This window comes from Sphaerotilus montanus (genome assembly GCF_013410775.1).
Taxonomy (GTDB): domain Bacteria; phylum Pseudomonadota; class Gammaproteobacteria; order Burkholderiales; family Burkholderiaceae_C; genus Sphaerotilus; species Sphaerotilus montanus.
In genome coordinates, this window is the sequence record NZ_JACCFH010000001.1 from 683,619 (window position 1) to 696,128 (window position 12,510).

The 12,510-nt window shown below is 69.8% G+C and carries 11 protein-coding genes; 8 read left to right on the plus strand and 3 right to left on the minus strand.

The features are described 5' to 3' along the window. Positions 1-130: 130 nt before the first annotated feature. Together BDD16_RS02935 and BDD16_RS02940 are read left to right on the plus strand one after the other, a co-directional pair. Complete coding sequence (locus BDD16_RS02935) at positions 131-883, plus strand: amino acid ABC transporter permease (RefSeq protein WP_179635968.1); 753 nt, start codon at positions 131-133, stop codon at positions 881-883. A gap of 211 nt (positions 884-1,094) precedes the next feature. Then, positions 1,095-2,030 (plus strand): porin, encoded by a 936-nt coding sequence (locus tag BDD16_RS02940; RefSeq protein ID WP_179632563.1) that lies wholly within the window; start codon positions 1,095-1,097, stop codon positions 2,028-2,030. A gap of 88 nt (positions 2,031-2,118) precedes the next feature. On the opposite strand, the gene BDD16_RS02945 is transcribed toward BDD16_RS02940, so the two are convergent. Beyond that, complete coding sequence (locus BDD16_RS02945; protein WP_179635969.1) at positions 2,119-3,090, minus strand: tripartite tricarboxylate transporter substrate binding protein BugE; 972 nt, start codon at positions 3,088-3,090, stop codon at positions 2,119-2,121. 131 nt (positions 3,091-3,221) lie between these two features. On the opposite strand from BDD16_RS02945, the gene BDD16_RS02950 reads away from it, so the two are divergent. Then, entirely contained in the window at positions 3,222-4,133 is a 912-nt protein-coding gene (locus tag BDD16_RS02950) for an AEC family transporter (protein ID WP_179632564.1), read from the plus strand. Here BDD16_RS02950 and queG read toward each other — a convergent pair. Next, positions 4,040-5,239 carry a tRNA epoxyqueuosine(34) reductase QueG gene (gene queG / locus BDD16_RS02955; RefSeq protein WP_179632565.1) on the minus strand — a complete coding sequence of 400 codons (1,200 nt, stop codon included), beginning with the start codon at positions 5,237-5,239 and terminating at the stop codon, positions 4,040-4,042. The two genes, BDD16_RS02950 and queG, sit on opposite strands and share 94 nt — an antisense overlap. A gap of 3 nt (positions 5,240-5,242) precedes the next feature. On the opposite strand from queG, the gene tsaE reads away from it, so the two are divergent. The 3 genes from tsaE to BDD16_RS02970 are packed head-to-tail and all read left to right on the plus strand — an operon-like array spanning position 5,243 to position 8,654. Further along, positions 5,243-5,734, plus strand: a complete 492-nt coding sequence (gene tsaE / locus BDD16_RS02960) for a tRNA (adenosine(37)-N6)-threonylcarbamoyltransferase complex ATPase subunit type 1 TsaE (protein WP_179632566.1) — start codon at positions 5,243-5,245, stop codon at positions 5,732-5,734. After that, positions 5,731-7,248 (plus strand): N-acetylmuramoyl-L-alanine amidase, encoded by a 1,518-nt coding sequence (locus BDD16_RS02965; protein WP_179632567.1) that lies wholly within the window; start codon positions 5,731-5,733, stop codon positions 7,246-7,248. Before tsaE ends, BDD16_RS02965 begins: the two co-directional genes overlap by 4 nt. Further along, positions 7,245-8,654, plus strand: a complete 1,410-nt coding sequence (locus BDD16_RS02970; RefSeq protein ID WP_179632568.1) for a hypothetical protein — start codon at positions 7,245-7,247, stop codon at positions 8,652-8,654. The genes BDD16_RS02965 and BDD16_RS02970 overlap by 4 nt, the downstream gene beginning before the upstream one ends. Here BDD16_RS02970 and BDD16_RS02975 read toward each other — a convergent pair. Further along, positions 8,641-9,291 carry a DedA family protein gene (locus tag BDD16_RS02975; protein ID WP_179632569.1) on the minus strand — a complete coding sequence of 217 codons (651 nt, stop codon included), beginning with the start codon at positions 9,289-9,291 and terminating at the stop codon, positions 8,641-8,643. The two genes, BDD16_RS02970 and BDD16_RS02975, sit on opposite strands and share 14 nt — an antisense overlap. Before the next feature lie 178 nt (positions 9,292-9,469). Between BDD16_RS02975 and BDD16_RS02980 the strand changes: the two genes are divergently transcribed. Next, positions 9,470-10,588, plus strand: coding sequence for an ABC transporter substrate-binding protein (locus BDD16_RS02980; RefSeq protein WP_179632570.1), 1,119 nt, complete (start codon positions 9,470-9,472; stop codon positions 10,586-10,588). A gap of 55 nt (positions 10,589-10,643) precedes the next feature. Beyond that, positions 10,644-12,494: a DNA mismatch repair endonuclease MutL gene (gene mutL, locus BDD16_RS02985; protein WP_179632571.1), complete on the plus strand. Its 1,851-nt coding sequence runs from the start codon at positions 10,644-10,646 to the stop codon at positions 12,492-12,494. Positions 12,495-12,510 lie beyond the last annotated feature (16 nt).

Here is a 12,510-nt window from a genome sequence, read left to right on the forward strand (position 1 = left end):
ATTCTGCAGTGGCCGAGGGCGTTTTCAACGGTCGATGTGAGGGCCTGCCCCGATGCCCCGCGTAAACTCGCACGGCACGATGCAGGAATCCCTGGATTCGACACAGTCAACAAGATCGACCTACACCATGATGGATTTGCGCTGGGACATTCTGGCCGGCTACGGGCCCCTCTTCGCCGAAGGCGTGATCACCACCATCGAGCTGACGCTGGTGGCCATCATTGCAGGCTTGGCGCTGGGCATCGCCTTCGGGCTGATCAGCAGTTCGGTCAATGCGCCACCGCCGCGCTCGCTGGCCTGGGCCTGGGCCCTGAAGGTGCTGCGGGGCATCACCACGGCTTACGTGACCTTCTTCCGCGGCACCCCGCTGTTCGTGCAGATCCTGCTGGTGCACTTCGCGCTGATGCCCGCGCTGATCCACCCCGACAGCGGCTGGCTGCTCAGCGGAGACGCCGCACGCACACTCCGCCAGGAGCATGGCGCCTTCTTCTCTGGCTGCCTGGCACTGAGCCTGAACGCCGGGGCCTACATTTCGGAGATCTTCCGCGCCGGCATCCAGAGCATCCACCTCGGCCAGACGCAGGCCGGCTACTCGCTGGGCCTGACCCACGCGCAGAGCATGCGCTACGTCATCCTGCCCCAGGCCTTCCGGCGCATGGTGCCGGCGCTGGTCAACGAGGGCATCACGCTCATCAAGGATTCCTCGCTGGTCTCGGCCATCGGTCTGGCCGAACTCGCGCTGGCGGCCCGCACGGTGGCCGGGGCGTATTCCCGCTACGGGGAACCCTATCTGGCCATCTCGGCCATCTATCTGGTGCTGACGCTGGTGCTGTCGACACTCGCCAAGCGCCTGGAAACGCCGGCCTACCAGCGGGGCCGCTGACCCCTGTGGTGCATCACGCACAGGCCCGAGGCACAGGCTGCACAGACCTTGTGCCTTGTTGCGTGCAGCCAACATCTTGATGACAGAGCACGACTGGCAGCAGGGTTGAATCAGGGTTTTCGCCGAACTTAGCTCCTAGAATGAAATGGAACCGGCGCCATTCGTGACAAGCCGTGGACCCCGAAATTCAATCTTCTCTAGGACGATACACATGATCAAGCGCACCATCGCACTCGCCGTGCTGGCTACCCTGGCCTCTGGCGCTGCCTTTGCCCAAAGCTCCGTGACGCTGTATGGCCGTCTGAACGTGACCGCCGAGCGCGAAAAGGTCGGATCCGCCAAGGCCGTCTACGCTCTCGAGAACAACAGCTCGCGTCTCGGCCTGAAGGGCGAGGAAGACCTGGGTGGCGGCCTGAAGGCCGGCTTCATCCTGGAACACGGCTTCGACCCGACGACTGGCACGGCTGCTGCCAGCTTCTGGGGCCGCCAGTCCGAAGCCTACCTGTCGAGCAAGTTCGGCATGGTCCGCATCGGCAACTTCGGCAGCGAAGCCCAACTCGCCACCGGCGACTGGGTCAGCATGCACAACCATGACACCGGCACCTCCGCCGACCGTCTGTACGCCTACTTCGGCAGCGACGTGAACAAGGTCGCCTACCGCGCCCCGGCATTCGTCAAGAACCTGGTCCTGGAAGCTTCGACCGCCGAAGGTTCGGCCACGACCAAGCGCACGTACGACCTGGCTGCCAACTACGAGCTGGGTGCTCTGAAGCTGGGTGCTGGCTACAACAAGCAAGACACCAAGAAGCAGGTCGCCCTGCGCGCCACGTACGACATCGGCGCCTTCACGGTGGGCACCTATGTGCAGCGCGACACCAATGGCATCGCCGCAGGCAGCCGCAACAACCTGCGTCTGGCCGGCATGTACACGATGGGCGCGTCGGAGTTCCACGCCAACGTCGGCGTCGCTGGCAAGATCGGCGGCGTGGACGGTACCAAGGCCACCCAAGCCACGGTTGGATACAACTACAACCTGAGCAAGCGCACCAAGGCTTACACCTACTACACGCGCTTCAACGACGGTGCCGCTGCAGTCTACGGCGGCGACTTCAGCTCGCTGGCCGTCGGCGTTCGCCACAACTTCTGATCGGCCTGCGCCGACAGCCCCCACGCGGGGGCGCATGAAAAAGCCGGTCGACGACCGGCTTTTTTTCGTCCAGCGCCACCTGCCAGAGTCAGTCCAGGGCGAGCTTCTGGACCTCGACCACCTTCTTGTAGACCTCGAACTCGGCCTTGATCTGCGCAGCGAACTGCTCGGGCGTGTTGGCCACGATCACCGAGCCGGTCTCCTCGATGCGCTTCTTCACGGCCGGCTCCTCCAGCGTCTTGCGCACGGCCGCACCCAGCTTGTCCACGACGTCGCGTGGCGTGCCCTTGGGGGCAACGAAACCGTAGAACGCCATGCGGTTGACCGGCTCCAGCCCGATTTCCTTGAAGGTCGGCACATTCGGCAGCACGGCCAGTCGCTGGGGCGCCGCCACCACGATGGGGATCAGGCGCCCATCCTTGATGAATGGCAGCGCCGACGGCAGATTGTCGAAGATCACCGGCACCTGTCCGGCCACCGTGTCGTTGAGCGCCGGGCCGGCCCCACGGTAGGGTATGTGGGTGATGAACACGCCCGACAGGCTCTTGTACAGCTCCATCTGCAGGTGGCCGATGCCACCGGTGCCGGAGGTCGCGTAGCTGTAGCGGCCCGGGCTCTTCTTCAGGACCTCCAGGAAGGTCTTGTAGTCGCGCGCCGGAAAGCTCGGGTGCACGGCGATCACGTTGGGCGTGGCGGCGATGTTGATGACCGGCACGAAGTCGGTCAGCGGGTTGTACGGCGTCTTCGGATTGATGGCCGGATTCGCCGCCACCGTGGACACCGTGGCCATGCCCAGCGTGTAGCCGTCGGGGACGGACTTGGCGAGTTCGTTGGCGCCGATGATGCCGCCGCCGCCCGCCTTGTTCTCGACGAGCATCGTCTGGCCCAGCGCCGGGGTGATCCTCTCGCCCATGATGCGGGCGATGATGTCGGTGGTTCCGCCGGGGGCAAACGGCACGATCACCTTGACCGGCTTGTTCGGAAACCCCTGTGCCTGCACAGCAAGCGGGGCGATCAGCACCGCCGCCGCAGCGGTGGCAAGTATCTGGCGTCTGTTCATCATCCGGGGGGCTCCTGTGGATCTTTGGACATTCGAGTGCGCACGATCCCGGCGATTCTGACGCCAGAGTCCCCCGGTCTGTTGTGGATGGTGCGTAGGGGAAAACCAGACAGCTGCGCTAGGCTGGCGCGATGCTCTCCATCGCCCTGCTGCTGCTCCCCGATTTCCTGCTGATCGTCGCGGGCTTCAGCCTGTGCCGCTGGACGGCGCTCGACCGGCCGGTCTGGGCCGGTGTCGAGCGGCTGGTGTACTGGCTGCTGTTCCCGGTGCTGCTGTTCACCTCGATCGTGCGCAGCCCGCTGCAGCCGGCGGCCACCCTCGGGCTGGCGGCCGGGGGCGTGCTCACGGTCGGCACCGGCATCGTGCTGGCGACGCTGCTGCGCTCGGTGCCGGGGGTCGATGCGCACCGGCAGGCCTCGGGCGCGCAGGTGGCGTTCCGCTTCAACTCGTACGTCGCGCTCGCGCTGGCGGAGCGGCTGGGCGGCAGTGCCTCGGTCGCCTGGGTGGCGCTGCTGATCGCGCTGTGCGTGCCGCTGTGCAACATCGGTGCGGTGTGGAGCCTGGCCCGCCACGGCGGCCACAGCACCGGGCGCGAGCTGCTGCGCAACCCGCTGATCCTGGCGACCGTGGCCGGGCTGCTCGGCAATCTGGCGGGACTGAAGCTGCCGCAGGTGGTCGACATCACCTTCGGGCGCATCGGCGGTGCCGCGCTGCCGCTCGGGCTGATGGCCGTCGGCGCGGGACTGCAGTTCGGCGGGCTGCGGGAAGCCAAGGGGCTGGCGGTGGCGTTGCTGGCGATCCGGCATGCGGTGCTGCCGGTGGTCGGGCTGCTGCTGGGGGTGGCGCTGGCCTTGCCGCTCGGGCAGGCGCAGATCCTCGTCGCCTTCGCCGCGATGCCCACCGCGTCCAGCTGCTACGTGCTGGCCGCGCGCATGGGCGGGGACGGCGTCTACGTGGCCGGGCTGGTGACGGCGTCCACGCTGCTGGGCATGGTCAGCGTGCCGGTGGCGCTGACGCTGTTCTCGCGGCTGCACGGCGGCTGAGCCAGCGCCCAGTCGATGTGCTCGGCCAGCAAGGCGCTGGCGCCGGGTCGCTGCGCCGCCAGCGCGTCGGCGATGGCCGGATCCCCCGTCTCGCGCCACGCATTGCCCAGCGCCACCGCCACATTGCGCTGCCAGCGGGCGTGGCCGATGCGGCGGATCGGGCTGCCCTCGGTGCGCGCCAGGAAGGTCGCCTCGTCCCAGGCCCACAGCGCCAGCAGCATCGGTGCACGCAGCGGTTCGCGGGCGTCGAAGTCGGGCAGCGTGCTGCGCTGGGCGAACTTGTTCCACGGGCACACCCGCTGGCAGTCGTCGCAGCCATAGACCCGGTTGCCGATGGCAGTGCGGAACTCGACCGGGATCGGCCCGTCGTGCTCGATCGTCAGGTAGCTGATGCAACGCCGCGCGTCCACCCGGTAGGGCGCGACGATCGCCGCGGTCGGGCAGGCGTCGAGGCAGGCGCTGCACTGGCCGCAGTGCGCCTCGGCCGGCGGTGTCACGGGCAGCGGCACGTCGATGAACAGCTCGCCCAAGAAGAACATCGACCCCGCCGAGCGGTCCAGCAGCAGCGTGTGCTTGCCGCGCCAGCCAAGGCCGCTGCGGCCGGCGAGTTCAACCTCCAGCACCGGCGCCGAGTCGCAGAAGACCCGGTGGCCGAAGGGGCCGATCTCGGCGGCGATGCGCTCCGCCAGCCGCTGCAGGCGGGCGCGCAGCACCTTGTGGTAATCGCGGCCCCGGGCATAGACCGACACCACCGCCTCGCCGGGCTGCGCGGCGCGGGCGGCTTCCTGCGCCCGCCAGTCGGCCGGGGTGTCGCGCGGCAGGTAATCCATGCGCGCAGTGATGACGCGCACGGTGCCCGGGACCAGCTCGGCCGGCCGCGCCCGCTTCAGGCCATGCACGGCCATGTAGCCCATGCTGCCGTGGAAACCAGCCGACAGCCAGGCCACAAGACCCGGCTCGGCGGTTGCAAGATGTACATCGGCCACGCCGATCTGTGAGAATCCCAGCTCGACAGCCCAGGTCCGTACCAGCCCGGCGAGCCGTTCAGGATCGGGCGCCACCGGCACGGGAGAGGGCGAACCCGACGCATTACTGAGGTCGTTCATCCGGTGATTCTAGAAACCCGCCAGCAGCACTGGTCCGACGAAGCCGCCTGCGAGGCCACCGCCCTTGCCCTGGCCCGCCATCCGGCGCTGCGCCGCGCCTGCATCGAACTGCACGGCCCCCTCGGCGCCGGCAAGACCACCTTTGCCCGCCACCTGCTGCGTGCGCTCGGCGTGACCGGGCGCATCAAGAGCCCGAGCTACGCCATCGTCGAGCCGCACGAGGTGCCCGCGACCGCCGAAACCGACAAACTGGACATCTGGCACTTCGATTTCTACCGATTCGGCGATCCCCGGGAGTGGGAGGATGCCGGCTTTCGCGACCTGTTCGCCAGTCCCGGCCTGAAACTGGTCGAGTGGCCCGAAAAGGCCAGCGGCCTGCTGCCCGTGCCGGACCTCTCGCTGTCGCTGCGGCCAGAAGGCGACGACAGCCGGACGGCACAGTGGCAAGCCTGCACGCCGCTGGGCGCGGCGCTGCTGAACGAGACCCTGCCATGAACCATGCCCATCCAGACCCTGCCCACGCCACAGATGTTCCGCACGCGGTGAGCCGCCGCGGCTGGTTCCGCCAGGCCGGTGCGCTCGTGCTCGTGCTCGGTGCGGGCGACCTGGTGCACGGCGCCACGCTGGTGGCGGTGCGGGTCTGGCCAGCGGCCGACTACACGCGGGTGACGCTCGAATCCGACACCGCGCTCGAAGCCCGCCACTTCGTCACCGAGGGCCCGGCGCGGCTGGTGATCGACATCGACGGCCTCGAACTCAGCCCGCAGCTGCGCGAACTGGTCGCCAAGATCGGCACCAACGACCCGCACATCGCCGGCGTGCGTCTGGGTCAAAGCCAGCCCCGGCAGGTCCGCATGGTGTTCGACCTCAAGCGCTCCAGCACGCCGCAGGTCTTCACGCTCTCGCCGATCGCCCCCTACCGCTACCGGCTGGTGTTCGACCTCTACCCCGCGCAGGCACCCGATCCGCTGCTGGCGCTGGTGAAGGAGCGCGAAGCGGCGCCCGCACCGCTGCCCGCCCCCCCCGCACCCGCGACCACCACGGCCGACGCCTCGGCGCGCGCCGCATCGGAGGTCGATGACGCGCTCGGCGAATTCATCGGCCGCGTCGATCGCCCGGTCACGCCCGCGCTGCCCCAGCCCCCGGCGCCGCCCGCCGTGGCGCTGAAACCGGAGGCCGGCAGCAGCACGGCCACCAGCGTGCCCGCTGCACCGACCACCCCGCCCCCACCGCGGGTCGCCACTGCACCGGCTGCGGCCGAAGGTGCGCCCGCCGTCCCGCCGGGCCGCGGCGGCATCAACCGGCTGGTCATCGTCGCCATCGATCCGGGCCACGGTGGCGAGGATCCCGGGGCGATCGGCCCGACCGGCCTGCGCGAGAAGGATGTCGTGCTGCAGATCGCCAGGCAGCTGCAGGAGCGCATCAACGCCCGCCCCGGCATGCGCGCCATGCTGACCCGCGATGCCGATTTCTTCGTGCCGCTGCAGGAGCGCGTCAACAAGGCCCGCCGTGTGCAGGCCGACCTGTTCCTGTCGATCCACGCCGACGCCTTCATCACGCCGCAGGCGCGCGGTGCCTCGGTGTTCGCGCTGTCGGACTCGGGCGCGACCAGCACGGCGGCCCGCTGGATGGCCAAGCGCGAGAACGCTTCGGATGCCATCGGCGGCATCAACGTCGCCAGCAAGGACACCCACGTGCTGCGCGCCCTGCTCGACATGAGCACCACCGCGCAGATCAAGGACAGCCTGCGCGTCGGCCGCGAGGTGCTCGGCAACATCGGACAGGTCGGCAAGCTGCACAAGGGGCAGGTCGAACAGGCCGGCTTCGCGGTGCTCAAGGCACCCGACATTCCCTCGATCCTGGTCGAGACCGCGTTCATCTCCAACCCCGAGGAAGAGGCCAAGCTGCGCGACGAGAACTACCAGGCGCAGCTCGTCAAGGCCGTCTACACCGGCATCGTGCGCTACTTCTCCCGCAACCCGCCCCTGGCCCGCGAGCGTCTGCTGTGAAACTGAATCCTGTCCTGGCGGCGCTGCTGCTGAGCACCGCGGCGCTCTCTGCCGCGGCACAGTCCGTGCCATCGGGCACTGCGCTGCCCGCCGCTGCCACGTGTCCGACCGGCTTGCCCGAGGGCGCACGCTGCCTGAACGGCCGCGACTACCTCGGCGCCTGGTACTGGATCGCGGTGCCGAAGGACTGGACACCGGAGACGGGCGTGCTGGTGGTGCACGCCCACGGCGGCCCCGCGCTCGGCGAGCCGACGCTGGCCCGCGCCACCGCCGATCTGCAGCGCTGGAGCGTGATGGTGCGCGCCGGGCATGCCTGGGCGGGATCAAGCTTCCGGCAAGGGGGCGTCGAAGTGCTGGCTGCGGGCGAGGACACCGAGCGGCTGCGCCAGATCGCCGTGGCGGCGCTCGGCCAGCCACGCCGCACCCTGCTGCACGGGCAAAGCTGGGGCGCCAGCGTCGCGGCGCGCATGGCAGAGCGCTACGTCACCCCCGACATCGACCCGCGCCGCACCACACCCGGACCGCAACCCTATGACGGCGTGCTGCTGACCAGCGGCGTGCTGGCCGGAGGCACCCGGTCCTACGACGTGCGGCTCGACCTGCGCGTGGTCTACCAGGCGCTGTGCAACAACCACCCGAAGCCCGACGAGAGTGCCTATCCGCTGTGGATGGGCCTGCCGCCGGAGACGAAGCTGACCCGGGTCGAACTGGCCGAGCGGGTCGATGCCTGCCTCGGCGTGCAGCGCAAGCCCACCGAGCGCAGCGCCGCCCAGCAGCAGCGCCTGACCACCCTCACCCGGGTGGTGAAGCTCCCCGAACAGGAGGTCCTCCCGCACCTGCAATGGGCCACCTGGCACTTCCAGGACATCACGCTGCGCAAGCTCAAGGGCCGCAACCCGTTCGGCAACGAGGGCGTGCAGTACGCCGGTTCGCCAGACGACGCGGCGCTGAACCGCGACGTGCTGCGCTACCGCGCCGATCCCGCCGCACTGGCCGAACTCGCCCGCGACACCGACCCGACCGGCCGCCTGCTGCTGCCCACGCTGACGCTGCACGGCATCGACGACATGACCGCCTTCGTCGAGCTGGAGTCCCACTTCCGCGACAACGTCACCGAGTCCGGCGCGGCGGACCGGCTGGTGCAGGTCTACACCGCCGACCACGCACACAGCTACAGCAGCGATGCGCACTACGTGAGCGCGGTCGGCGCGCTGCTGGACTGGGTGGACAAGGGGGACAAGCCCGAAGCCGCGTCGCTGGAACAGCGCTGCAAGGCGCTTGCGGCTGTGTGGCAGCCGGCTGGCGGCTGCCGCATCCGCGCCGATTACCAGCCGGCCCCGCTCGGCAGCCGAGTGCCGACCCGGCGCCGGGCCGAGACCGCCACCCCGGGCGTCAGGCGACCCTGACGTCGCTGCGCCGGGCCTTCCAGGCACCGAAGACCGCGATCAGGCCGGGGATGAGGATCATCGCCCAGATGATCTTGCTCAGATTGGCCTGTACCCAGGGCACGTTGCCGAACAGGTAGCCGGCCAGCGTCAGCCCGACCACCCAGAGCACGGCCCCGACGGCGTTGAACATCAGGAACTTCGGCCGCGTCATCTCGGCCACACCCGCCACGAAGGGCGCGAACGTGCGGATGAAGGGCATGAAGCGCGCGATGATGATCGTCACGCCCCCGTGGCGTTCGTAGAACTCGTGCGCCTGGTTGAAGGCCTGCTTGTTGAACCAGCGGGAGTTTTCCCACTGGAAGACCCTGGGGCCGAAATAGCGCCCGATGGTGTAGTTCGTCTGGTCCCCCAGCACGGCGGCCAGCAGCAGCAGCCCCATCGCCAGTGGCAGGTTCATCAGCCCGGCACCGCACATCGCACCAACCACGAACAGCAGCGAATCCCCCGGAAGGAAGGGCATCACCACCAGACCGGTCTCGACAAAGATGATGGCGAACAGGAGGGCATAGACCCACAGCCCGTAGCGCGCGATGAACTCGGCCAGGTGCTTGTCCACATGGAGGATGAAATCGAGGAGGAAAGGCAGAAGATCCATGGCGCGCGAGATTAACACCGCCCCATGGCAGCAGATTGCGCAATTCCACACGCCATCCCGCTGCACCCGGTCCGGTGTCATGACAAGTGAAATTCCGGTAGGCACACTCGGTGCCGTCCATTCCGGGGATTGACACGCGATCCCCGCTCCACCTCCTCCCCTCCCCTTTCCTCTATCCATGCTACGGAGAAGCTTCGTCCTGACGAGCGCCGGCGCCGCGCTGGCGTGGTCTGCCGGCTCGGTCCGTGCCGCGTCTGATCTGGTGCTCGGGCAGTCCGCGCCACTCACGGGTCCGCTGTCGCCGCCGGTCCTGGCCTTCAACGCCGGGGCACAGCTGGCCTTCGACACGCTCAACGCCCGCGGCGGCGTCGCCGGCCGGCGCCTGCGCTGGATCACCGCCGATGACCGGGGCGACCCCGCGCTGGCCCAGGCCATCTGCGACAAGCTGATCACCGAGCAGAACGCCACCGCCCTCTTCGGCTGCGCCGGCAGCATGAGCCTGGCCGCCATCGAGCCGCTGCTGCGCCAGCACGGCATCCCCGCGCTGGGCGGACTCTGGGTGGCCGATTCGGTGCGGGCGCAGTGCCAGGGGGCCGCCTATTTCGTGCGCGCCAGCCATGCCCAGGAAGCTGCTGCACTCGCGCTGCACCTGGCCACCGTCGGCCTGCAGCGCATCGGCGTGGTGCACCTGGCCACCCCGTTTGGCGAGGAAGGCCTGAAGCTGATCGCCGACGCCCTCGCCACCCAAGGCCTGGCGCTGGCCGGCACCGCCGCCGTCACCCCCGATGGCGCCACCGCGCAGGAAGCCGCCCGCAAGCTGCTCGCGCTGGCCCCGCAGGCCATCGTGATGTTCATCAACGGCTCGCAGGCCGCCACCGTGATGGCCACCGCCGCCAACCTGCGCCGCCACCCGGCGTTCTACGGGCTGTCGATCGTCTCGGACGAGGACGCCATCCGCCGCATCGGCGCGCAGGCGCGCGGGCTGGCGATTTCCCAAGTGGTGCCCTACCCCTGGAGCGAGAGCGACCGGCAGATCGCCGACTACCGCGCCCTGGCCACCGCCGCCAAGGTGCCCGTCGGCTATGCGAGCCTGGAAGGCTGGCTCAATGCACAGGTGCTCATCGAGGCACTGCAGCGCTGCCGTGGCGACTTCACTCGCAGCCGGCTGCACGCCACGCTGAAGGTGCTGCAGTGGTACGTCGCGGGCATGACCGTGAACTTCAGCCGCCAGGAGCTGAGCGGCTCGCGCTTCGTCGAGCTGGTGCAATTGACCGAGACCGGCCGCTACCTGCACTGAGCCGCCCTTTCACCGCACTGCCCCATGCCCGGGCCGGGTTCCTACAATCCGCCCCATGTCGATCCTTCCTCCCCCGCGCCGCCCCATCCGTGAACTGCCCGACGAGCTGATCAGCCAGATCGCGGCCGGCGAGGTGGTCGAGCGTCCCGCCTCGGTCGTGCGCGAACTGCTGGACAACGCGCTGGACGCCGGCGCCGCGCAGATCACCGTGCGCCTGAGCGCGGGCGGCGTGCGCGCCATCGTGGTCGAGGACGACGGCGCGGGCATCCCCGAGGACGAACTGCCGCTGGCCCTGCGCCGCCACGCCACCAGCAAGATCGGCTCGCTCGGCGACCTGGAGCAGGTCGCCACCATGGGCTTTCGCGGCGAGGCGCTGGCCGCCATCGGCTCGGTGGCCGAGCTGTCGATCACCAGCCGCACCGCCGAGTGCGCACACGCCCGGCGCATCGACGCCCGCACCGGCGAGATGGCCCCGGCGGCCCGCGCCACCGGCACCACGGTCGAGGTGCGCGAGCTGTTCTTCTCCACCCCGGCGCGGCGCAAGTTCCTCAAGACCGACGCGACCGAGCTGGGCCACTGCCTCGAAGCCGTGCGGCGCCACGCGCTGGTGCATCCGGACGTCGGATTCGCGGTCTGGCACGAGGGCAAGCTGGTCGAGCAGCTGCGTGCCGCCACAGCCGAACAGCGTGTGCGCGACGTGCTGGGGGCGGATTTCATCGCTGCGAGCCGGCCGGTCGAGGTGCAGGTGGGGCCGCTGCTGATCAGCGGCCGGGTCGGGTTGCCCGAGGCGGCGCGGGCGCGGGCAGATCTGCAGTACGCCTACGTCAACGGCCGCCATGTGCGCGACCGGCTGATCGGGCATGGCGTGCGCGCGGCCTACGAGGACGTGCTGCATGGTTCGCGGCAGCCGAGCTATGTGCTGCGCATCGACATCGCACCGGACCGGGTCGACGTGAACGTGCACCCGACCAAGATCGAGGTGCGCTTCCGCGATTCGCGCGAGGTGCACCAGGCGGTGCGGCGGGCGGTGGAGCAGGCGCTGGCGCCATCGCGCACGGCGGATGCGCCCGGCGACGAGACCGGCGATCCGCTCGCCGACCCCATGCGCTCCTCGCCGCAGACCGTGGACGCGCCGCCCTCCCCGATGCCGGCCTGGCGCCCGCCGCCGCAGATCCAGGGCACGCTGGTGCTGCAGCACGCCGCCGCCCTGCACGCCCGCGAGATGCCGCCCGACTGGCCGCGCAGCCCGAGCGCTGCGCCGGTGGTACACGCCGCACCGGCGCCGTCGCCGGCATCTGCGCCAACCGAGGAATGGCCGCTCGGCCGCGCGCTGGCGCAACTCGGCGGCCTCTACGTGCTGGCCGAGAACCGCCACGGCCTGGTGATCGTGGACATGCACGCCGCGCACGAGCGCATCGTCTACGAACAGCTCAAGGCGCGGCTCGGCGATGGCCCGGGCGAGCGCACGATCGACAGCCAGCCGCTGCTGATCCCGGCCACCTTCTCCGCCACGCCGAACGAAGTCGCCGCGGCCGAATCGCATGCCGCCACGCTGGCGCGGCTCGGGCTGGATGTGGCCCCCCTGTCGCCGGGGGTGCTGGCCGTGCGCGCCGTGCCCGCGGCGCTGCGGGATGCGGATGCAGTCGCGCTGGCGCGATCGGTGCTGGCCGAGTTGTCGGAGCACGAGGCCAGTGCGCTGGTGCAGCGGGCCCACGACGAGATCCTGTCCACCATGGCCTGCCACGGCGCCGTGCGCGCCAACCGGCGGCTCACGCTGGAGGAGATGAACGCCCTGCTGCGCGACATGGAACGCACCGAGCGCGCCGACCTGTGCAACCACGGCCGCCCGACCTGGCGCCAGGTCACGATCCGGGAACTCGACACGCTGTTCCTCCGCGGCCGCTGAACGGAGCCGCGTCGCC